The sequence below is a fragment of the Paenibacillus monticola genome (assembly GCF_009664975.1).
Classification (GTDB): domain Bacteria; phylum Bacillota; class Bacilli; order Paenibacillales; family Paenibacillaceae; genus Paenibacillus_AQ; species Paenibacillus_AQ monticola.
In genome coordinates this window covers 39259-61356 of the sequence record NZ_WJXB01000006.1, presented here as the reverse complement: position 1 = coordinate 61356, position 22098 = coordinate 39259, and the positions used below count along the sequence as shown (strand labels likewise).

Annotated in this window: 26 protein-coding genes; 16 read left to right on the top strand and 10 right to left on the bottom strand. The window is 44.2% G+C overall.

The genetic code is table 11. The features are described 5' to 3' along the window. Positions 1–134 precede the first annotated feature (134 nt). Positions 135–368, top strand: a complete 234-nt coding sequence (locus GJB61_RS17140) for a hypothetical protein (RefSeq protein WP_476703954.1) — start codon at positions 135–137, stop codon at positions 366–368. A 14-nt stretch (positions 369–382) separates the two neighbouring features. Here the strand turns inward: GJB61_RS17140 and GJB61_RS17135 are convergent, their stop codons facing one another. Then, positions 383–778, bottom strand: coding sequence for a VOC family protein (locus GJB61_RS17135; RefSeq protein WP_154120085.1), 396 nt, complete (start codon positions 776–778; stop codon positions 383–385). 133 nt (positions 779–911) lie between these two features. Here GJB61_RS17135 and pyk point away from each other — a divergent pair, with 133 nt between their 5' ends. After that, positions 912–1976 (top strand): pyruvate kinase, encoded by a 1065-nt coding sequence (gene pyk, locus GJB61_RS17130; RefSeq protein WP_154120083.1) that lies wholly within the window; start codon positions 912–914, stop codon positions 1974–1976. A gap of 103 nt (positions 1977–2079) precedes the next feature. Here the strand turns inward: pyk and GJB61_RS17125 are convergent, their stop codons facing one another. Together GJB61_RS17125 and GJB61_RS17120 are read right to left on the bottom strand one after the other, a co-directional pair. After that, entirely contained in the window at positions 2080–2847 is a 768-nt protein-coding gene (locus GJB61_RS17125) for an ABC transporter ATP-binding protein (protein WP_154120081.1), read from the bottom strand. Further along, positions 2847–3959, bottom strand: coding sequence for a FecCD family ABC transporter permease (locus tag GJB61_RS17120; RefSeq protein ID WP_154120079.1), 1113 nt, complete (start codon positions 3957–3959; stop codon positions 2847–2849). The genes GJB61_RS17125 and GJB61_RS17120 overlap by 1 nt, the downstream gene beginning before the upstream one ends. A 158-nt stretch (positions 3960–4117) precedes the next feature. On the opposite strand from GJB61_RS17120, the gene GJB61_RS17115 reads away from it, so the two are divergent. Together GJB61_RS17115 and GJB61_RS17110 are read left to right on the top strand one after the other, a co-directional pair. Next, positions 4118–5188 carry an ABC transporter substrate-binding protein gene (locus GJB61_RS17115; RefSeq protein ID WP_229521916.1) on the top strand — a complete coding sequence of 357 codons (1071 nt, stop codon included), beginning with the start codon at positions 4118–4120 and terminating at the stop codon, positions 5186–5188. A gap of 212 nt (positions 5189–5400) precedes the next feature. Continuing rightward, complete coding sequence (locus GJB61_RS17110; protein WP_154120077.1) at positions 5401–5955, top strand: DUF1697 domain-containing protein; 555 nt, start codon at positions 5401–5403, stop codon at positions 5953–5955. Here the strand turns inward: GJB61_RS17110 and GJB61_RS32210 are convergent. After that, complete coding sequence (locus tag GJB61_RS32210) at positions 5952–6380, bottom strand: SDR family NAD(P)-dependent oxidoreductase (RefSeq protein WP_267490823.1); 429 nt, start codon at positions 6378–6380, stop codon at positions 5952–5954. The genes GJB61_RS17110 and GJB61_RS32210 overlap by 4 nt on opposite strands. Next, a complete protein-coding gene (locus tag GJB61_RS32205) occupies positions 6361–6816 on the bottom strand; it encodes an SDR family NAD(P)-dependent oxidoreductase (protein WP_267490819.1) in 456 nt (151 codons plus the stop codon). Before GJB61_RS32205 ends, GJB61_RS32210 begins: the two co-directional genes overlap by 20 nt. A gap of 175 nt (positions 6817–6991) precedes the next feature. Here GJB61_RS32205 and GJB61_RS17100 point away from each other — a divergent pair, with 175 nt between their 5' ends. After that, positions 6992–7591, top strand: coding sequence for a TetR/AcrR family transcriptional regulator (locus tag GJB61_RS17100; protein ID WP_154120075.1), 600 nt, complete (start codon positions 6992–6994; stop codon positions 7589–7591). Positions 7592–7597: 6 nt separating this feature from the next. Then, on the top strand, positions 7598–7795 hold the full coding sequence (locus tag GJB61_RS17095; RefSeq protein WP_229521915.1) for a helix-turn-helix domain-containing protein: 198 nt from the start codon (positions 7598–7600) through the stop codon (positions 7793–7795). Positions 7796–7935: 140 nt separating this feature from the next. Here the strand turns inward: GJB61_RS17095 and GJB61_RS31770 are convergent, their stop codons facing one another. After that, complete coding sequence (locus GJB61_RS31770; protein WP_229521961.1) at positions 7936–8466, bottom strand: efflux MFS transporter permease; 531 nt, start codon at positions 8464–8466, stop codon at positions 7936–7938. Between the two features lie 179 nt (positions 8467–8645). Between GJB61_RS31770 and GJB61_RS17080 the strand changes: the two genes are divergently transcribed. Continuing rightward, the gene (locus GJB61_RS17080; RefSeq protein WP_154120071.1) at positions 8646–9269 is read left to right on the top strand and encodes a hypothetical protein; all 624 of its coding nucleotides are present in this window, start codon (positions 8646–8648) and stop codon (positions 9267–9269) included. A gap of 24 nt (positions 9270–9293) precedes the next feature. Further along, a complete protein-coding gene (locus GJB61_RS17075; protein ID WP_338115900.1) occupies positions 9294–10349 on the top strand; it encodes an LLM class flavin-dependent oxidoreductase in 1056 nt (351 codons plus the stop codon). Positions 10350–10401: 52 nt separating this feature from the next. Here the strand turns inward: GJB61_RS17075 and GJB61_RS17070 are convergent, their stop codons facing one another. Then, complete coding sequence (locus GJB61_RS17070) at positions 10402–11289, bottom strand: fructose bisphosphate aldolase (RefSeq protein ID WP_154120069.1); 888 nt, start codon at positions 11287–11289, stop codon at positions 10402–10404. Positions 11290–11859: 570 nt separating this feature from the next. On the opposite strand from GJB61_RS17070, the gene GJB61_RS17065 reads away from it, so the two are divergent. Next, positions 11860–13098: an RICIN domain-containing protein gene (locus GJB61_RS17065; RefSeq protein ID WP_154120362.1), complete on the top strand. Its 1239-nt coding sequence runs from the start codon at positions 11860–11862 to the stop codon at positions 13096–13098. 71 nt (positions 13099–13169) lie between these two features. Here the strand turns inward: GJB61_RS17065 and GJB61_RS17060 are convergent, their stop codons facing one another. Then, positions 13170–13916: an SDR family NAD(P)-dependent oxidoreductase gene (locus GJB61_RS17060; protein ID WP_154120067.1), complete on the bottom strand. Its 747-nt coding sequence runs from the start codon at positions 13914–13916 to the stop codon at positions 13170–13172. A gap of 144 nt (positions 13917–14060) precedes the next feature. Here GJB61_RS17060 and GJB61_RS17055 point away from each other — a divergent pair, with 144 nt between their 5' ends. Then, positions 14061–14411 (top strand): winged helix-turn-helix transcriptional regulator, encoded by a 351-nt coding sequence (locus GJB61_RS17055; protein WP_154120065.1) that lies wholly within the window; start codon positions 14061–14063, stop codon positions 14409–14411. Positions 14412–14427: 16 nt separating this feature from the next. Beyond that, positions 14428–15213 (top strand): aminoglycoside phosphotransferase family protein, encoded by a 786-nt coding sequence (locus tag GJB61_RS17050; RefSeq protein ID WP_195724368.1) that lies wholly within the window; start codon positions 14428–14430, stop codon positions 15211–15213. Between the two features lie 218 nt (positions 15214–15431). On the opposite strand, the gene GJB61_RS17045 is transcribed toward GJB61_RS17050, so the two are convergent. Further along, entirely contained in the window at positions 15432–16907 is a 1476-nt protein-coding gene (locus GJB61_RS17045) for an MDR family MFS transporter (RefSeq protein WP_154120061.1), read from the bottom strand. Between the two features lie 231 nt (positions 16908–17138). On the opposite strand from GJB61_RS17045, the gene GJB61_RS17040 reads away from it, so the two are divergent. Then, positions 17139–17738 carry a TetR/AcrR family transcriptional regulator gene (locus GJB61_RS17040; RefSeq protein ID WP_195724367.1) on the top strand — a complete coding sequence of 200 codons (600 nt, stop codon included), beginning with the start codon at positions 17139–17141 and terminating at the stop codon, positions 17736–17738. A 66-nt stretch (positions 17739–17804) separates the two neighbouring features. Here GJB61_RS17040 and GJB61_RS32595 read toward each other — a convergent pair whose 3' ends face one another. Next, positions 17805–18158 (bottom strand): WecB/TagA/CpsF family glycosyltransferase, encoded by a 354-nt coding sequence (locus GJB61_RS32595; protein WP_420819755.1) that lies wholly within the window; start codon positions 18156–18158, stop codon positions 17805–17807. 77 nt (positions 18159–18235) lie between these two features. Between GJB61_RS32595 and GJB61_RS17030 the strand changes: the two genes are divergently transcribed. The 4 genes from GJB61_RS17030 to GJB61_RS17015 all read left to right on the top strand — a co-directional run bounded on the left by GJB61_RS17030 (position 18236) and on the right by GJB61_RS17015 (position 22027). Continuing rightward, complete coding sequence (locus tag GJB61_RS17030) at positions 18236–18589, top strand: TetR/AcrR family transcriptional regulator C-terminal domain-containing protein (RefSeq protein WP_154120057.1); 354 nt, start codon at positions 18236–18238, stop codon at positions 18587–18589. A gap of 122 nt (positions 18590–18711) precedes the next feature. Next, positions 18712–19941, top strand: a complete 1230-nt coding sequence (locus GJB61_RS17025) for a GntR family transcriptional regulator (protein WP_154120055.1) — start codon at positions 18712–18714, stop codon at positions 19939–19941. Positions 19942–20143: 202 nt separating this feature from the next. Further along, positions 20144–21100, top strand: a complete 957-nt coding sequence (locus tag GJB61_RS17020; RefSeq protein WP_154120053.1) for a carbohydrate ABC transporter permease — start codon at positions 20144–20146, stop codon at positions 21098–21100. Positions 21101–21103: 3 nt separating this feature from the next. After that, on the top strand, positions 21104–22027 hold the full coding sequence (locus tag GJB61_RS17015) for a carbohydrate ABC transporter permease (RefSeq protein ID WP_154120052.1): 924 nt from the start codon (positions 21104–21106) through the stop codon (positions 22025–22027). The last annotated feature ends 71 nt before the right edge of the window (positions 22028–22098 follow it).

Genomic DNA, 22098 nt, shown 5'->3' with positions numbered 1-22098 from the left:
AATTAAACTTAATTATTTAAAGTATCCTTAAACGATTGGAACAGTACCGTTCGTGGGCGGCCTTTTCGTAAAATTGCAATTGCTGATGGAGCTTCCTTGTACGATCTTGCGGTAATGCTGATATCGGTGAGAAGATGGAGTTCCCCGGTGTGAAAAGGGCGAAAATCAACAAAGTATTCCATACACCCAAACAAAAGCTGTTGCTCTTATTCGACTATGGTGATGAATGGCGTATTATTGTTCAGTATCTGGGAGACGCGGAAGTGCAGCCGAACGAGAAACTACCCCTGATTATGGAGAGCAAAGGAGAAGCAACCGATCAATATGGCGGTTTTGAAGAAGATGAGGAAGATGAGAAAACAAACTAAGGGTTATGCATAGGTCAAGCATTGTTATCTTGAAAAGCCCCACTCTGGCTGTGCTTCGCAAGCTGCACTTCAAAGCCGTCCGGGTCCAGTACATAAAAGAACCGCAGGTGTGGGTTTGGCGTGATCGGTCCGCGCTCTATCGGGATACCCTGGCTTGTCAAATGCTCTATGGCCGCATCGAGCGACTCTATCTCAAAACCAACAGAAACACCGCAATCCAGCTTCAAAATCTGGTCATTTCCTTGGATAAGCTCGATCTTGGGCTGCCCCGCTGAACCTAACATGACAATCTGTTTTCCATTGCTAACAAATCTGCGTTCGATCGGAAGCCCCAGAATACTGTGATAAAAATGAAGGGATTTCTCCAGATCGCGCACCCTGAGTGTAATCCAATTCAGGCTCAATTTCATGATTTAATATCTCCTTCTACGTGATGAAGTGGAAACTACTGCTATCATGTATAGTTTAGTTACAATAAACGTACAATGCAAACAGATATTAAAGGTGACAGGGATGTAAATTAGGTAGGGGAGCTGAGTTCACATGAGTATTGATTTGGTCTGCACGATAGGTCCAGCAAGTTCTTCATCTGCTGTGCTAAAGGAATTGCTGCGCAGCGGGATGACGATCGCACGGCTTAATATGTCACACGGAAGCCATGAGGAGCATAAACAGGTTATCGACATTTTGCAGGCAGCCGCTGCCGAATTGGGACAGCCCGTACGGATCTTGGGTGACTTGCAAGGACCCAAAATTCGGCTGAAGATTGTGCAAGGGGATGCAGTTCGATTAGTAGAGGGCCACACGTTTACCCTCGATCAGTCGGATGAGCCGGGTGGCAGAGAACGAGCGGCGCTCGATAATCCAGGTGTAATGGAAGATATTCAACTAGGAGCCGTAATCTTAATCAATGACGGGGAAGTCAAGCTTGAGGTGACGGACAAGCATTCGGATAGCATCACTACAAGAGTTGTAGTAGGAGGAACTATCGGCAGCCATAAAGGCGTCAACCTTCCAGGAACAAGACTTCACTTGCCTGCCATTACTGAAAAAGACAAACGGGATCTTCAGTTTCTGCTGGAGCATCATGTGGATTGGATCGCATGTTCGTTTATCCGTGAGGCGTCTCATCTGGAGGGGATTCGCGAGTTTGTATCTACTCTTAGGAAATACAGTCAACCTAAACTCATGTCCAAGATCGAAACTGTTCAAGCTGTGCGTAACTTTACATCTATTATGGAGTCGTCAGATGGGATCATGATTGCGAGAGGGGATCTTGGCGTAGAGTTACCGTTCGAGCGAATCCCTTTCATAGAGAAAGCGATTCTGCGCGAATGCAGCCGAGCGAAGACCTATGTGATCACTGCTACCCAAATGCTTCAATCCATGGTCGATCACCCGGTACCGACACGCGCGGAGGTAATGGATATTTCTCAGGCTGTACTGGACGGGACGGATGCCGTGATGCTGTCAGCAGAAAGCTCAGTAGGGAATTATCCGGTCCAAAGTACGAGAGTCATGGATACTATCGCTAAATTTGCGGAGAAGATGCGCGATCATGGCGAGAGTGAGATATCGCTGGGGGGGCTATGTACGGAAGAACACTGACTGAAAGAACGCTGACTGAATATATACACGCAAAAATAGACCGCATCCGTTGGACTAGGTGGCGGTCTGTTTTTGTTGAGCTAATCAACTTGTATAAGAACAGTTATCTAGTCTCCAAATAAGCTATTCCAAGCGCGCCGGTCACGGGGTTGCGGTAAGTCTCACAGGCTACATCAAATACTTCCCCGATCAATTCCTTCGTCAAAATATCCTCTGGCTTGCCACTGGCTGCGACTTGACCTTCCTTCATCACATAGAGGTAGTCGCAATATTGCGCGGCCAGCGTGAGATCATGGAGCGCAGCCAGAATGCCGATGTCCAGTCTTTTTACGATATTCAAAATTTGCAACTGATATTTAATGTCCAGATGGTTGGTCGGTTCATCCAGAATCATGAATTCGGGCTGCTGGGCCAGCACGCGGGCCAGGATGACACGTTGTTTCTCACCACCGGACAAAGAATTATAGCTGCGTCCAGCATAGGTGTCCAGATTCACCTTGTGCAGAGCGGCTGTGACGATGCTGTCGTCCTCTTGGTTGTCGGTTTCCAGCATTCCTTTATGCGGAGTTCGGCCCATCGCGACCATTTCGCGTACCGTGAAGTCAAAGCTCAGTTCATTGAACTGGCCGACTACGCCCAGCTTTTGCGCCACTTTTCGGGGGCTTGATTTGATAACGTCCAATTCAGATAAATAAACATCGCCTTGGCGTGGTTTGATGACTTTATAGATACTTTTAAGCAGTGTGGACTTTCCGCAGCCATTTGGCCCGATCAGGCCTACGAATTGCTTGTTGTTAACCCTCAGGGACACATCCCTTACAATATTCGCCTCGGAAAAAGATACACACAGATGTTCAACGTTCAGATTCATTAGGATTGGCCTCCAAACGCATAGCCTTTTTTGATCAGCATGTACATGAACATCGGGGCGCCAATAAGAGCGGTAATGATCCCAATCGGCAGCTCCACATTCGGAACAATGGTTCGGGCGATCACATCTGTCCAGATTAGGAAGATGGCACCGAACAATACGGATGCTGGTAGCAGTCTTCGGTGATCGGAGCCGACGAGTCCTCTAACCAAATGGGGGATAATCAATCCCACGAATCCAATCATGCCACAGCTCGCCACCATCACCCCGGTAATCAGCGCGGTTATGATCATGTAAGCTCTGCGGTAAGCGCCCAGATGAATTCCCAAGGTGACCGCTGTCTCATCCCCGAGCAGCATGGCGTTCAATACGCGGAATTGCAGTAGGAAAAAGAATATAGCCAACGCGACGGATATGGAGATCAGCGGCAGCTTGTCCCAGCTTGAAGCGGCCAGGCTGCCCATCGTCCAGAAGGTTACGGTCTTGATGCCCTCAGCATTATTGGCAAAATAAACAATGAAATTGGCGAAGGCTGTACATAAAGCATTAATGACCATACCGGCCAGTACTAACTTAACCGAAGTCATTTTACTGCCTGCGCTTGCCAGAATCAGTACCAACAGTGAAGCGCCAACCGCACCAGCAAAGGCCCAGAAGGCCAGCCCCGTTTGACCCAATAAACCCATTGAGCCAAAGCCGATTAAGATGGCAAACGTTGCGCCGAGAGAAGCGCCGGACGAAATGCCGAGTATGTAAGGATCTGCCAAAGGATTCTGGACGGCAGCTTGCATGATAGTTCCGCATAACGTCAGGCCGGCCCCGATGAACATAGCCATTAGGACTCGGGGTAAACGGATCTTCCAGATGATATCGACGAATGAACCGGAAGACAGGTCATGGATGTCTCCGATTTGAATGCTGGTGATGTGGTAGAGCAGAATCCGGTAGGATTGTGAGAAGGGGATGGCCACCTGTCCAAAGGAAACGGCTGCGCCAACAGACAATACAGCAATAATCAGCAGGACAGCAATTATTGCCATAAAACCGGAACGGGAATGAATCATGGATTGCTTAGGTTTTGGTTCTGATGGTGGTACTAGAGCAGTTTGCATGGCACGCAACATTCTCCTTAATGTGTTTAATTTTAACTATATTTCATAATGAGAATGATTGTCAATGATAATTATTCTCATTGACAGACTATCCAACCTTCTATATTCTTACGAGTGTAATCCAGTGAGCAAACTTACATAACGAAAAGGGGTTTGGAATGATGAAGAATGTATTTAGTAAATATGTGCCGCTGACAGCGGTTTTGTTAATGGCAGTTATGATAGCAGCCTGTTCGTCGAACACGCAGAATCAGAATGAAGCTGCAAACTCAACAGCGGGTGCGGACAGTAATACACAGGCAGAGGAAGCTGCTCCAAGCAGCAAGACGGTATATCCACTCACGGTTGAGAACTTTACGAACAACGGCGAAGGAACGGAATGGAAGGCCAAATCGCAAATTTTTGACAAGGCTCCTGAAAAGGTAGTGGCCAATACTCAGGGAGCTGCTGAGCTGCTGATCAAGCTGGGACTGACCGACAAAATGGTAGGGGTAGCCGCACTATACGGTGAGGGAGATCCGGCTGTGGCAGAGGAATTTAAGAAGATTCCGGTAATCTCCAAAGAATATGCCAGTAAAGAGCTGGTTGTTGGTGCAAGTCCTGATCTGGTGCTGGGACGAAGTGATCTGTATGCGGATGCGGATTGGGGTGTCGGGACTGTAGAAGGGCTAAACGAGTTGGGCATTAAGACGTTCGTACAGAACACCAGCGTCAAGGGAGCTACACTTGAAAGTCTGTACAAAGATATTGAACAGCTCGGCCAGATCTTTGACGTACAGGAGAAGGCATCTGCCTATATTGAGGAATTGAACAAGCGCGCACAAACACTTAAGGATGCTACAGCAGCCAGTGGAGAGAAGACCTTTGCGTATGTTTCGGATGGCGGAGAGGGGGCAATCGCGATTTACAGTGGGAATACAGACACTTTTGCGGGCGATGTGCTTGGTCTACTTGGACTCAAAAACAGCTTCGGCACGGTTACAGGTGACATCAGCAAGGAGCAGCTAATCGCGACCAACCCAGATGTTCTGTTGCTCTCATCGTATACCGGAGGACCTGATTCGGAGCAGACACTGGGGGCTTTCTACGCAGATGCTTCACTACAAAGTCTGAATGCTATCAAGAACAAAACGATTTACGTGATCGATTTCAACCAGTTCTGGGGGTACAGCTACTCCATATTTGACGGAGCGGACAAGCTGGCATCTGAACTGGTTACTAAACCATAAGACGAGTAGAGGGGAACGTTAACAGAAGAAGCAGATTGAGGGTCACTTGGGTGATCAATCAATCTGCTTTTATACTTTCTCATCATATAGATCCCAGCACTACTCCCAGGCATTTGTGTTTGATTGCTCGGGTGTATATAGTACTCTATAATAAAAGGGCTTACAGGTGTAGGGAATACACTAATCCAATGAACGGAAGCTGGTGATGGGGTATGGAGGACAAATATTGTGCATTCCTACGTGGGATTAATGTAAACGGAATAAATATTAAAATGGATGCCTTGAAAGAGGCTTTTATCAAGATGGGTTTTAGAGACGCTAAAACTATACTTGCCACAGGCAATGTGATTTTCACTATAGCTGAAGGGATAAATGGAGGACAGGATTCTAAGTCTTTTATTGAAGAAGAGCTGAGTAAGTATTTTTCTTATGAGGCCCATGTGATTATCCGCAGCAGCAGAGACATTCAGGATATAGTTATTGCCGCGCAAACCATGGATGTTGCGGAGGAATGCCACAATTACCTCTTGCTGTGTGATGATAAGGAAATGGTTTTGGATTTAAAAGAGCTTTTTGATTCCATGCCCCAAACGCCACAGGAGCAACTAAGGGTACTAGAATGCGGAGTCTTTTGGACGGTTCCAAAAGGCTCTACACTCAGTTCTGATTTTGGTTCCAAAGTATTGGGGAACAAAAAATATAAAAGTAAACTGACTTCAAGAAACATCAATACCATTCAGAAAATCCATAAACTCATGCTGGATTAGCGTTGATCAAGGTCAACCAGTTCAGAGCTGACCTCCCATAAGCGTGCTGCCAATTTTGGATCATAGGTCATTGATTTTGATTTTTTTTTTCGGTTTTTGAAATATTTTCCGGTTACACCTTGAACATCTGGTGATAAAGCTAAGTAAACGGATGTATCCGCTGCCGCCTCCGGTGTTTTTAACAAGGGTTGAAAGAGACGAGTTATAAATTGTGCCAACCCTCCTTCCGTATATACGCTAATATTGGTCTTAGTCTCGCCGGGATTGAGGCAATTCGCTGTAACCTTGGTATCTTTCAAACGACGAGCCAGTTCATAGGTGAACAAAATATTAGCGAGTTTGGATTGCGCATAAGCTTTGAAAAAACGATATTTTTTAGAAAAGTGCAAATCATTGAAAAAAATCTTACCATATACATGATACATGGCCAAGAGAGGATACCGTTACGATTCGTCCGGCTTTACTTCTTTGGAGTGATTCCAACAATAAGTTGGTTAATAAAAATGGGGCCAGATGATTGACGCCAAATTGCATTTCAAAGCCTTCCTTTGTCAAAAGCCGCTCCCGTGTGATCACTCCTGCATTATTAATCAGGACATCTAACCGATCGTATTTTTCATTGTACAGTTGTGCAAATCTCTTAATATTATCCAACCCGGAAAAATCGCAAATATGCAAATCCACATGCGGATTTCCGCTTTCCCTCATAATGTCTTTTCTTGCCAGTTCCCCTCTGTTCCGATCCCGACAGACCATCACGACATGTGCGTTTTGCTTCGCTAAAGTAAGGGCGGTTGCTTTACCTAATCCGGAATTTGCTCCAGTGACCATAACAATTACCCTTTGATCTGAATGATCCATGCTGCACTCACCTCTCGTATTTTATTGAACATCAATGTTGATTATTTCTCTAGTTGAATCATATAATAGGGGTAAAATGAACTCAATAATCAGAATTGTGGAGAGTTGTACTGTAATGAATACAAATTCGGAAAGATGTTGATTATCTTCAAAAAAATTATGGGGAGTAGAATAGATGTCGGAAAAAATAGACCGTCGAAAGGTAAGAACGAAGAAGCTTTTGCGTAAAGCCTTGATTGAGGTGATGGAGAGAAAGGGCGCCGAGCGGATAACGGTCAGTGATTTAACGAAGGAAGCGGATATCAACCGGGGGACCTTTTATTTGCATTATATGGATTCCATGGATATGCTCAAACAGGTTAAGGAAGAGATCTGGGAAGGTCTGAGACAGCGGATGGACAAGCTCGATTCTCATGAATATCTTCAATATGCTGAAAAAAGAGAGCCCTATCCCGCCATGGTGAAGGTTGTAGAGTATTTTGGAGAAAACGCTGATTTCTTTCGAGTTATTCTAGGCCCGAAAGGTGACCCATCCTTTGCTATTCGAATCAAGGAATTCCTGAAAACTCAGCATTTATCCAAGGTACTCCAGATAGACTTGGATATATCGAATACGATTATTCCATATGACTATATGGTCACCTCCATTGCTTCAGCAAATCTTAGCATCCTGCAGCATTGGATTGAAACCGGCAGGCAACAACCCCCAAGTGCAATTGCTTTAATGATTACGCATATCGTAGGCAACGCGGCGTTTCAATTGCTTGATACCTGAACGGGTTTGTCCCAGGAGAATTTGGCAGAGGTTATGGGTGTATCACGGCAAGCCGTATCAAAGTGGGAATCGGGGCAATCCTATCCTGAAATGGATAAGTTGATTGGGTTAAGCGAGTTGTTTCAAGTAAGTGTGGATCATCTGGTCAAGGACGTTCCCAACAATATTGGAATAGCTGACCCTACTGTAAGCCTCACATCGTAGATTTGAAATCCATGTTTCGTTATGAATACAAAAGCAAGAGAATCTTGTTCGGTGTTCCGTTGATTTATGTTAATATCGGACGTGGCTTTTACGTAGCCAGAGGAATTCTGGCCATTGGCAATGTTGCTGTTGGTGCCTTGTCAATCGGAGTCGTTGCTTTGGGGAATCAACAATATTCCGGTAAACAATACCGTTTCACCGCGCACCTGCTGATAATATAAGGGGAGAAGGAGCAAGGCTCCGTTCATGACCATGCCGGCAAGAAAGACCGTAACATTTGAAGCGAAAAAAGTGCGCGATTTGAACAAACGCAGGTCAAGCAGGGGTGCTTTTGTGGTACGTAAGGCGTGGAAGATAAACGCGGCCATGAGGGCCAGACCAACCACCAGCGAAACTACCACTCTACTACTATTTAAACCGCCATATTTGCTGATCTGGGCAATGCCATAAATGAGTAGGGCGAAGGCAGGAGACAGCAGCAGGAGGCCAGTAACGTCGAGAGACTGTTTACTCGTTGCAGCTTTATCCGCCGGGAATCGCCGCACGGGCAAAGACAAATAAAACAGCGAGAACCGAAGACAAGTTGGCAACGGCGACGATGGAGATTTTGAAAAACGCTGAGAAGCGCGGAGAGGTAAGCCTGGAGAAAATGAATCCCCAAGTGATTTCACTTCCCTTTGACTTACTGATGTATAAATTACTTACTACCCATGAGCCGATATCTGATTATACGGTCATAGGGATTGTTGATGACATTTTTTTACCACTTGTCCTTATGTAACTTATTAACTAAAATAGCTTATGTCACCTTAAGTGTTGGGTGGTATGATAGTAAACGGAGGGATTTATTATGAATAAAGAGATAGTAAATGACGAAGAGAGTAGTACCCCAGTTGAAATGACTGAAGAGAAGATGGCTGAACTAGTAAATAATGTTTACCATAACGGCCTCGCAGCTATGAAATTGCATTTTCAATATGTTGAGGGACAAGTATTGAACTTGGAGGCCTATGGTCCGGTTTTTATTTATCATGTAAAGGCTGATTCAGATGATGTATATTCCTGCGGGTTTTTTCTGCGCGAGTTGCTCACAAGATTCCAGTCAGGCAATGATCCTACAGTTTGGATGGCTTCGTTCTTCGTTGATCTGATGAAGAACAAGGGAGGTCAACCCCTTCCAAAACCAGTTGCCAGTGAAGAGGAAGCCAAAGCGATGATAGACAATGTGTTAGTTCCGCAATGTATAGCTGCAATTCGTGAAGAATTTGCCCCAGAGCAAATACATGCGGATCTAGCTTTGAATCAAGAACACGGACCTGTCCTCGAAGCTGGATTTCCAGCGATAACGGAAGGGAATAACGTGTGTGCTGTTCCTTTACATCTATTGTTGACACATCTGCAGTTGAATCGCGATCCTGCGGAGCTTTTGATTCAAGGTATGTACAATATCCGTAAAGAACATGGAATCGAATAAATACGAATTAGGAGGAACCGAAAAGTGGAACTTGGTGTAAGCACCTTTGTCGAGACAACACCTGATGTGGAGACGGGTGAGACGATGAGTCACGCAACGCGATTACGTGAAGTGGTGGAAGAAATCGTGCTCGCTGATCAGGTAGGACTGGATGTATTCGGCGTGGGTGAACATCATCGGCATGATTTCGGTGCTTCCTCTCCAGCGGTTTTATTGGCTGCAGCTGCATCACAGACGACTAGAATACGGTTGACCAGTGCGGTAATGATCCTATCGTCAGCCGATCCAGTGCGTGTATTTCAGGATTTCGCTACGCTAGACGGAATTTCGAACGGACGTGCAGAGATCATGGTAGGTCGTGGTTCGTTTACAGAGTCGTTTCCGTTATTCGGATATGATCTAAAAGACTATGAAGAGTTGTTCGAGGAGAAATTGGCTTTGTTGTTAAAAATCCAGGAGTCGGAGAAAGTAACTTGGAGTGGTAAACACAGACCTGCAATACATAATCTTGGCGTTTATCCACGCTCTGTGCAAACTCCCTTACCGGTATGGATTGCTAGTGCCGGGAGTCCGGCGTCTGCGGTCCGTGCGGGGGCCTTAGGATTGCCTTTTGCTCTTGCTATTATCGGAAATGTGAATCCATCCCATTATGAGTCGCAGGTGCGTCTCTACAAGGAATCAGCGCTTAAGGCCGGTTATGATGTTTCACAGCTGCCCATAGCGTCGCACTCCCATGGTTTTATAGCAGAGAATAAACAAACGGCTGAAGAGAAGTTTTTCCCTTCAACTCATGCTAGAACGAATGTGCGGGCATTGGAGAAAGGTCTGCCTCCCTATCATCGCTCAGACTATGATGCAGCTTGCAGCTTTGATGGTGCCTTGTATGTAGGAGATCCAGAGACGGTGGCTAACAAAATCATTCATTTGCGCAAGCATGTGGGAATTACGAGATTCTTACTGCACGTGCCACATGGCACGATGCCTCATGCGGATGTTATGCAGGCGATTAGACTTCTCGGAACAGAAGTAGCCCCTCGGGTGCGAGAAGAAGTAGCCCGTTGGGAAAAAAATAATCAATAATCACAAAACGACCCCGAGCTTTCCACAGCTCGGGGTCGTTCTATAATTCCCTTTATTTAATGGAGGCTTCGTAGATGTCCTGAGTAGATTTTGCGAGCATTGCATTGAATTCGTCGTCCGTAAGTTGGTCGGTCAATCCCTGTGATAAGGCGCGTGAGAAACTGGCGATTAGGCCGTGATTATGAGCCAGCTTTTCATTGGCTTCTGCTTGAGTATAGCCTCCTGATAAAGCGACGACCCGTACTACATGTGGTTCCCCAATTAAATCACTGTAGAAATTGTCTTCTGTCGGTATGGACAGCTTGAGCATAACTTTTACGTCTTTGCCAAGGGCAGATAACTGAGTGGAAAGCTCGTCTCTTAATAGCTTTTCCGATTGTTCCTTGTCTGCGCTGAGGATATCCACTTCTGGTTCGATAATCGGTACCAGACCATACCCAGCGATTTGTTTAGCGATGGCAAACTGTTGCTCAACGATTTTTTTGATGCCAATAGGGTTGGCTTCTTTAATTAGCGAACGCATCTTGGTACCAAAGATGTTTCTCTTAACCGCCTGCTTCAAAAGGTCGTCCAGACCGGGAATGGGTTTCATCAGTTGAACCCCGTCTTCAAGTTCGGCCAGCCCTTGATCGATTTTTAGAAAAGGCACGATGCCTTTCTCTTCCCACAGATAATCGGCGGTTAATCGACCATCTATGAAACGATCCATCGTGTTCTCAAATAAGATGGAACCCAGAATATGCTTGGAATTGAAGGCAGGACTCTTGATAATACGTGTTCTCATGCCGTGCACTAATCCATACATCTCTTCCTCATTGGAATAACGATCTTCCTTAATGCCATACTGCAGTAAAGCTTTTGGAGTGCTTCCACCGCTTTGATCCAAAGCAGCGATAAAGCCCTTTCCTGTGCGGATTCGTTCCAATTGTTCCATATTCATGAATGTTGTTCCTTTCTCTATTGTGAACTGGAGTATAATCTGTATCTTTTTATTATAGCACCATTGCAAGCAAGCATACATTCGCTCAACAGCGTACTTATGTAATCTCAGATATAGAATGGACAATAGGAGATGTTGTAAATAATATAGTCCAATAGTAGCAAACAGATGTCTGTTTTTAGTTAAGAGGGTTTAGTAACGGTTAAGCATATCCCACATGGCATGACGCTGTGCACGATTATGAGGATTGACTCGGCTTGCATCAGCCATTGTGTTGCATTCTCCCTTTGTTCTGGAGTAACTGGGACACCAAGGGCGCCAGATAATTGGTCCACGGCTCCGTAGGCACCATGTTTAGTTCCTAATTCCTCCGCTCGATAAGATTGCATTATACGACAAACGTTCCAAAAGCAAGCTGGGTTTTTAATTCTTTTGTTTAGGGAGTATCTCAAGAATATTATTTGAAAAATAGACAAAATTTAGGCTATGAGCAGAATCGAAACCGGTTTATAATAGGTATGCAATGAATGGTAGCGCTATCATTTGAATCATGAAAAGGAGAGGAAGATGATGTTGAAAAGAGGAAAAGTGCTAAGTTTACTTATGTTGTTTACACTTTTAATTTCTCTGATCCCCCCTGCGAGTTCAAGTGCAGCTTCAAGCTGGAATCTGGCATGGAGCGACGAATTCGATGGGACTTCTCTGAATACTGGAAATTGGTCTGCTGAAATCGGAACCGGCAGCGGTGGCTGGGGAAACAATGAGCTGCAGTACTATACCAATCGTACGCAGAACCTGCAGGTTACGGGTGGGAATCTCGTGATTACCGCGCAAAAAGAATCCTATGGTGGTATGAATTATACCTCTGCACGGATCAAGACACAGGGATTAAAGAGCTTTACATATGGGAAAATCGAAGCAAGAATCAAGCTGCCTTCGGGGCAAGGACTATGGCCGGCATTCTGGATGCTGGGAACGAATATTAATCCGCTCGGTTGGCCTTTCTGCGGGGAAACGGACATCATGGAACGCGTAAATAACAACGCTTTTGTCAATGGGACTGTGCACTGGGATGCTAATGGCCATGCCGAATACGGGCAGGTATCTGCAAATCTTGATTTTTCCCAATATCATGTGTACAGCATTGAGTGGGATGCGAATTATATAAAATGGTTTGTAGATGGTACGCAGTTTAACGCTTTCTATATTGAGAACGGAACCGGAAATACGGAGGAATTTCAGAAGCCATTCTTCATTCTGCTGAATCTTGCCGTGGGTGGAAATTGGCCTGGAAGTCCTAACAGCTCAACTGCTTTTCCGGCGCAAATGTTGGTTGACTATGTACGGGTGTATCAGGCTTCTGCGGCCACCAGTATCGTCAGCGGTGGTATTTACACCTTAACCGATAAAGCTAGCGGAAAGGTAATGGATGTAGCAGATGTATCTACAGCGAGCGGGGCAAAAATGCAGCAGTGGACTAATTACACAGCGAGTAATCAGCAGTTCAAGGTGGAGAGCACGGGAGACGGATACTACAAACTAACGGCAATACACAGTGGAAAAGTGCTGGATGTGCCAAACTCATCAACATCCACAGGAGTACAATTGCAGCAGTGGGATGACAATGGAACTAGTGCCCAAAGGTGGAGCATCGTGGACGCAGGTGGGGGCTACTACAAACTTATTTCTAAAGTGAGTGGATTGGCTATGGACGTATCTGGATCTTCTGCGGCAGATGGCGCGGCAGTACAGCAATGGACCGACAACGGAACGGATGCACAGAAGTGGTTATTTACCAAAGTTAACTAATGGGTTAATGAATCAGCCGTCTGGATTGAGGATTCTTCCAATCCAGACGGCTTTTGCTTTTGATTCTTGAATTAAATTTGAGCGGCTCCGCCATCTACGAACAATTCTGTTCCAGTAATATAACTGCTTTCATTAGAGGCCAAGAACATTACAGCATCTGCGATTTCTTCAGCTGTTCCTATTCTGCCTAAGGGAGTTGTAGCCTTCATATTTTCCAGAACGTTGTCGAGCTCTGCTCCAAATAAGTCATCATAAGCGGGTGTCAGAATGTTTCCAGGGCTCACAACATTCAACCTAATTTGAGAACCTTTCAGATCTAGCGCCCAACTGCGAATTAACTGTCTAATGGCTGCTTTTGTCGCGCTGTAGACGCTGAATGCGGGCATGCCCCTTGAACCTGCCGTGGACCCAGTTAGGATAATCGAACCTCCATTGTTTGGGAACAAAGGTAATGCCTTTTGAACCGTAAAGATCGTTCCTTTTACGTTAACGTCGAAGGTTTGGTAATATTGCTCTTCCGTAATCTCCCCCAGTGGGAGTAATGATCCCAGTCCAGCATTAGCAAACAGAATGTCCAGGTGACCTTTCTCTTGCTTCACAGCTTCGTAGAGCTTATCCAAATCCGCCAAATTCGACACGTCGCCTTGAATACCCGTTACATTCTCACCAATCAGTTTCACTGCTGCATCTAGCTCGCTTTGTCTGCGTCCGGTAATAAAGACATGTGCCCCTTCTTTTACAAATTGCTGTGCTGCTGCAAGACCGATCCCGCTAGTACCTCCTGTTACCACTGCTACTTTACCCGTAAACTTTCCCATGGTATGACTCTCCTTTTAAAAAAATATTTTGATTCCTTCTTATAAGTGTTATTATGTATCATAAGTAATTTTAATGTAAGTACCCACTTATTTGTTACATAGTAACCAAAAAGAGATAATTGTATATGAAAGGGGTTCTATAACATGAAAGTTTATTATTGTAACTTAGAAGTGACCCTGGAGGTCATCGGGGGGAAGTGGAAAGGGCTAGTTCTCTACTACCTGATCAAAGGTCCGAAACGAACGAGCGAATTAAAGCGACTGGTGCATAGTATCACACAAAAAATGCTTATCCAAACGCTCAGAGAATTGGAGGCTAGTGGACTTATTAGCCGGAAAATGTTCAATCAGGTCCCTCCAAAGGTTGAATATTCAACTACAGAGTTAGGCCAATCGCTTGAACCCATTCTAAGATCACTTTGTGAATGGGGCGACGATTATGCGGAGCAAACTTTCGCTGAAGGCGAAGTGCAAATTCTGATATCTGATCAGTAATATGGGATGTGATGGAATGATAGGGAAGTTGATTGGCAAAGGAAATACAGCTGAAGTTATTGCAGTAGGCGATGGCAAGGTGGTTAAGCTTTTTAATAGGGGTTATCCATTAGATAGTGTGTGTAAAGAGTTTGAAAATTCAAAATTACTTCATGGTTTAGAACTTCCAACCGTCAAAAGCTATGAAATGGTTACATACGAAGGAAGAAATGGCATCCTATATGACAGGATAGATGGGGAGTCTATGCTGGATATCCTACTGCATACCGAGGATTATGAAAAATACGCAAATACTTTAGCCAAATTGCAAAAACAGATGCTGGCCTGCAAATTGGGCGGCGCCGTTAGTTTAAAGTTTATTTTAAAGAGAAATATTGAATATACGGATCATTTAAGTATGCCAAACAAAGCAAAGCTTATTAATATGCTTGATAGCTTGCCGGATGGCGACTGTTTTTGCCATGGGGATTTTCACTTCGGCAATGTTATTATCGAGCAAGAACAGAATTATATCATTGACTACATGAATGTTTGTCGTGGGCATGAATATGGAGATATTGCCAGAACCGTATACTTAATCGAAATGACGCCTGTGCCAGCAGCCCAAATTCATAATACCGAACGTATTCTTTTTATGAAAAAACAGGCAACTGATATTTATCTGCAGGAAATAGGTGTTAATCGAGAGTGTTTGTCCGAGTGGTTATTAGTAACCGCTGCTGCCAGACTTTCAGAATTAAGCAATGAGCAAACAGATGAGAAAAATTCGGTGTTGGAGTATCTATCGAAACAAGGATTATAGTCAAAGGATTTTTCAATAAAGAAATACAATAGCATCAACTAAGATGAAACGGCTTCGTCGTCCTTTTAGGGATGGCATCCATTTCTACGAGAAATATAAGGATAAGTTATTGCGTGAAGCATATAAATTCTTATATTTGAGCAAAAAAACCGTTTTACACGGCAGATTTCTGTCGCGCAAAACGGTTTTTCAATCTGTTCCTATTTGTTCTACTTCTATTACATAAACATTTTGCTGGCTTCCAAGTGCTCTGCACTTTTGGCATCCCCTACGGTTTTGGGTTTCTTAAGCAGAACCCCTAAGACCACACCTACAATGGCGATGTACACCAGTACTTCAAATGTACCTGAGAAAGAATTCGTCCATGTTTCAATAGTAGGTATGCCATCGGCAGGCATGAATCCTTTCATGTTACTGGTGAGGATCGTCATCAGACCCGCAATAGCGAATGAACTCATTACTTGTTGAGCGGCATTGGTGAGTGAAGTGACCCGACCTACCAGGTTTTGCGGTGAAGCTTGAATCAGATGCGTATTCAGAGGCATTAGGGAAAGTCCCATTCCAGCACCCAGTAAAGAAAGTGGGAGGATTAGAGAGGATATTCCATCCGCTGCGGAGACTTGAGTAAGCATAAAGGTTGCGGCTGTAACAAAGGCCATACCAGCCATGACTAAAGGGCGAGCGCCGATTCTATCGAATAATGCGCCACTGATGGGCATGAATATACCTGCAGCTATCGCTTGTGGCAACATGATTAAACCGGTATCAAAGGCACTGTAGTTCTGAGCTTGTTGAAGGAACAGAGGGACAATGAACATGGAGCCAAACAGGGCAATTTGAGAAATCCATTGGATGACAATTCCTTTGCTGAAATCCATGGATTTAAAGACACGCAGCTCCAGAATCGGTTGTTTATGGCGTAGCTCAACAATGATAAATAATACTAAGGCCACGAATCCAACACCTAATCCAGTAACTGTTTTGGTAGAGGTCCAGCCATTAATACCTTCGCTAACCCCATAGGATAAACCGGCAAAAGCGATCGGAGCTAAGATCATCCCCCAGATATCAAGGGCTGTAACAGGCTGACGTTTAATGTTGGGGAGAAAACGAATACCAATGATAACGGCAAGGATACCAATTGGGATGTTAATGATGAAAATCCACTGCCATGCCGCATAATCGACTAACCATCCAGCTAATAGCGGACCAAGAGCAGGGGCGAGCAGGACAGGAATACCCATAATACCCATTACGGCACCGACTTTATGGGGTGGAGCAAGCTGATAAACAAATGCGAAAGCAATGGGCATTACCATTCCGCCGCCAACACCTTGAATAATGCGGTAAATAATTAATTGTGTGGGGTCAGTTGCTATGGAGCAGAGCAAGGAACCGAGAGTGAAGAATCCGACAGAGAACAAGAAAATTTGCTTGGCGCCAAATCGGTCGGATAACCATCCGGCAAGTGGAATCACTGCTGCGTTGGCAAGAACATAACCGGTGACCGTCCACTGCAAAGTGGTTAAGGAAGAATTAAATGCGCTTGAGAGCTTAGGAAGCGCTACATTTACAGCTGATCCATCCAGAACTACCATGAACAATCCCAGAATAATGGTGATTAGGGGGACTAATATGGCTGTAATTGATTCGGGCCGTTCTTTAGATAAATCTTTTGCTGTTCCAGCTGACATACTCAACCCCCTAGTTTTTTTTGAAATAAATTGTAAATAGCTTGTCACGTATAGTCCATATCGCTCACTTGACCCTATTAGTCTTCAAGGGTACAATACGGCTATATCAAGCAACATTTACATTTAGTTCGTTAAGTGGACATTTGTCCGTTTCGTGATTCTGATAATACCGGACAAATGTCCACTTGTCAATTGTATAGGCAGCAACTTTTGGAAAAGGGGTTTTGTTCCATGAAAATTCGGAAGGAACGTAAAGATGCGATCGAACATCGCCGTCTTATTTTACTAAATGCACAGACCCTTTTTATTGAACATGGTGTTGAGGGTGTAACGATGAATCAGATTGCTAAAACGGCTGGAATTGGACAAGGGACGCTCTATCGACGTTATGCGCATAAGGGTGAGATTTGTCAGGATTTAATGAAAGATAGCAGTGATGAGATATGTAATACGATTCAAAGCTATTTGGACCAGAATAAGGATCTCCCGCTAAAAGATCGTATTACAAAAGCACTCGAAATCTCTTTTGATTTCATTGAAAGTTATTCCCCTTTGCTGGTGTCTATCCAGGCTCCAACCTGTGAAGGGCGGCAATCGCTCTATTATCATTCACCTTTATATAGTTTCATGCATGACGTCTTTTGTAATTTGCTCAATGAAACTGAATCTGCTACCAAAGAATTATCTAAGGATACGAACTTTATTGCGGATATGATACTCGCCTCTATGAACCCCGAGCTATTTCTATTTATGAGAAGCGAGCGCGGTTTAACAAAAGAGGAGATTAAGGATAGGCTGGTAAGCGTATACATTGATCCGTTGTTGGTGTAACCATAGAAAGACCCGTAAGAAGATCGCTTGTTTCAAAGCGTCTATCTTACGGGTCTTTTTTCTCGGCTACTTCATATTATGAAATTTCAAACGGTTTCTAAGTATGTAAATAAAGAACATGATGTTACCCACTAAGTACCTCTTCCATAAACGTTTGGGTTCTAGGGCTATATGGAATAACCATTCCAGTCGCAGGATTCTGACCCACTTAGGTGCCCTTCTTATGCGCCCAGATGCAAAATCCAGATAGGCTCCTATCGCGAGAATGATTCTGGCCTCTATCTTATGACTTTGCTCTGTGACCCACTTCTCCTGCAAAGGAATCCCCATTCCAACTAAAAGGATATCCGTTCCAGATTGATTGATTTCTTGGATGACACGATCTGAATCTTTGAAATAACCGTCTTGCGTACCAGAGATGTTCAGACCTGACGGTGGAGGAGGAGCCCTTGCCCGAGAAGCCCTGATTCTCAGAGCCTCCTGGGATTGTATTTGTTATGGCGGGCATCGATTATTTGCAGCATGCGCTCATGAAAGAACAATTAGCGTTATATCGAGTCGTTACTCAAGATGCACATCGTTTTCCGGGACTTGGCAGCATTTACCGGGAAGAGGTATTGCAAAGACGGAATGATATTTTTACCTGTTATCTGATCCGCTGGGCGGAAGTGGAACACTGGGAGATCAAGGACACTCGGCGTGCAGCAGTAACGTTTGCTGCATTGCAGCTTGCGGATATTTTTGAAGATGCGCTTCATGGTCTGCATACACCGGACAGCTCCGAAATCAGTGCACGCGCGACCTTTGCAGCGGACAATATGCTGATTCTTCTTAAGGCGGGGGTACTGTAAATACGAATTGACTGAAGATATTTCTGGAAGCAAAGGTTCGGTTGAATGATGATAAACATTGACTAAATGACATAAATGATATAACGTATACATTAATTGAAGAAGGTTAGGAGAACAACATTATGTATAATGACAGACAGCCACTATATGTACAAATCCAGGAGCATTTTAAGAATCTCATCCTAAATAATGAATTGAAGGAAAATGATAAGATTCCTTCGGAAAAAGAAGTAATGGAACAATTCTCTGTCAGCCGGATTACGGTTGCCAATGCGCTTATGCAATTGGCGAAAGACGGTTGGATATATCGTGTTCCCGGAAGGGGCAGTTTTGTCAGCGAAGAAATTCAAGGAATTGTAGCCAATCATAAGGCCGTGCTTGAATCTGAATTTCGGTTGCAGATTGTGCCAGCCGATAAATCCTACACATCATTGGGATCAACTGCTGTATCTGTCAACAAGACAGAGAACACCGTCATTTCACTTGCAAGTGGTGGAAGGAAAATAATTGGTCTAATCATGCCAGGTCTGGTCGATTATTTCTCCATCCGGTTGATCCAGGGGATCAATAATATATTGGAGGAAAGCCAATACAGCCTGTACATTATTCAAAGCTTCAATTCGATTGAACGGGAAGAAGAAGCTATTCTCGACCTTATTAAGAATGGTGCTGTAGGCTTGATTATTTTTCCTTGTGATACAGAAACCTATAATGAAGAGATTCTGTCTCTTAAACAAATCAAGTTTCCTTTTGTCCTGATTGACCGGTATTTTCCTGGAGTGGAAACCAATATTGTGCGCAGCGATGGCATGATCGGTGGAAAGCTTGCTGTGGACTACCTGTGGGATCTCGGTCACCGTGATATTGCCATCTGCTCCGATTCTCCACTTCCAATCACTACAGTAGAGGACCGAATTAATGGCTATATGGATGGTTTGAAGAAGAAGGAGGCGCTGATCAATCCGGCGCTGATCCTGACAGACTTTCACGTGGAGTATAAGGGGATTAATGCGGAGCATCCGCTCTATCGATTTATCAAAAATCGGATGGCCACCGCCTTTATTACTCTAAACGGCAGACTAGGATTGCATATCCGGTCTATTTGTAGAGAACTTGGACTCCGGGTTCCAGAGGATATCTCCATCCTCACCTTCGATGATCCCTCTCCGGGTCTGAACGAGTCAGGAGCTTTGACCTACATCTCTCAATCCGAAGGGATTATGGGCGAAGAGGCGGTCAATATATTGTTGAATATGCTGGAGGAACCGCAGAACTTGGACCATAAATATCACAAGGTGATTTTAAAGCCGGAGTTGATAGAAGGCGAGTCGACAGCTGTATGCGTAGTATAATGTAAACCCAATAAATCCATAAAAGCACTTTCCTGAAGAACTCAGAAAGTGCTTTTTTATTTGCATTAAATGATATATCAAACATCTTGACATAAATGATATAGTGATATATATTTGTGGTACAAATACATAGATCCGGAAGGTGTGTGATTATAAATAAAGGAATATGGCGTTTTAATTATAGCAATGGGGGTACTGGAATATGGATAAAACGGCTCAGATCTTGGGGAAATCTTCTTTCAAACGGGTGATGAGAAGGCATAGGGATGCTGTCATTGCAGCGGTCATCCTTACACCGATGTTATTGTTTTGGTTGATTCTTTCCGGGGTTCCGACGATATTCGGATTTTTTCTGGGTTTCTTTAATTGGGTAGGTTTAAACGATACTCCGGACTTTATCTGGTTTGATAATTTTATTCGTTTCTTTAAGGACCCGGTATACACTGGTGCATTATGGAGATCAATTTGGTTGGGAGGATTAGTGACAGCGGTTACATTAATATCAGGCTTTGGAGCAGCTATTCTGATGAATATGCCGTTGATCGGCAAAGGCTTTTATCGGTCGCTTTGGTATATTCCAGCAGTTACTTCGACTGTGGCAACCACTCAGGTATTTAATATTTTACTCGATACCAATAACGGGGTCATTAATAATTTTTTGAAATCGATTGGAAAAGAACCGATCATTTGGCAATACTCTGCCGGGTGGGGGATTTTCTGGATTGTAGTCTACTCAGCATGGAAAGGTGTCGGGGGAGCAGCGCTTATCTGGCTTGCCGGACTGCAATCGGTGGATCAGACGTTATATGAAGCGGCGGATATCGATGGCGCAGGCCGATGGGCAAAATTGAAATTTGTCACAATGCCTGGACTGAAGCCAATTGCCACCTACATTGTCATTACCAGTTTGATTGGAGCCATACAAATCTACGAACAGGTACTTTTTATTACCAACGGTGGGCCTTATGGGCAGACAGAGGTGCTTGTATTCCGGATTTATCGTGACGGCTTCTGGGATTTCAACCTGGGAATGGCAGGAGCATCGTCGCTGATCATGGCGGTAATCGTCATCGTAGCTACGGTATTTTATTATAAATGGTCAACCGGATCGGACAAACGAATGACTATTCCCAATAAACCAATCAAGAGGGGGCGATAAGCCATGTCCGAACCGCTGCGCATCAAGATTAAAAACCAATTCACTCCGGTTCATCTGATCAGTCACATCGTCCTCCTTGGTGTAGGTCTGGTGCTGCTTTATCCTCTTATCTTTATGGTACTGGCAGGTTTCTTTAGCAAAACTGAATTCACATCAACGGTGCTGGGAGTATTCCCGATTCCTAAAGCACCAACTTTAGCTAACTATAAAGCATTGGTTATGGGGTCGATTGATACGGCGGTGACGGTTTACTTCCGGAATTCAATTATCCGCACCGCTTACAATACGTTCTGGGCACTAATCACCTCATTCTTGGCAGGTTATGTATTTGCACGCCTTAAATTTAAAGGAAAAGAAACTTTATTCTTGATCATGCTGGCGACTCAAATGATTCCGACGACCCTGGCTATTATTCCAACCTATCTCGAATATGCAAGATTCCCCTTCGCCGGAGGAAACCGTATATTTACTGGCGGGACTGGTATTTTAAACACGTGGTGGATTTATTTAATCGGCGGGCCGGCTATTAATATCATGGGCACATTCCTGGTGAAGCAATCACTGGAGAAGGTTCCGATCGAGTTAGATGAAGCAGCGCGAATGGATGGAGCAGGTACCTTCAGACTGATTTTTCAAATCTTATTCCCTTTACAGCTTCCTATTATGGCATTTATAGCAATCACTACTGCCTTGGGTACCTGGAATGACTTTATCACACCTTTCTTTTATACTTCAAGCGACAGCTTGCAAACGCTTCCGGCAGCGATAACAAAATTGTCCTCTGTTGGAGCCAGTCCCGGTGCTGTTATCAATTATCCATTAATTATCACGTTAAGCCTAGGTGTCACCCTACCTGCACTGTTGATCTTCTTCTTTTTTCAAAAGTATATCGTTCAAGGGTTAGCTAGTACAGGGATAAAGGGATAAACTAATATGACATATTAAATATATATAAATATATTGAATATATTTAGTCTTCGTGATATTGTCTACATGTA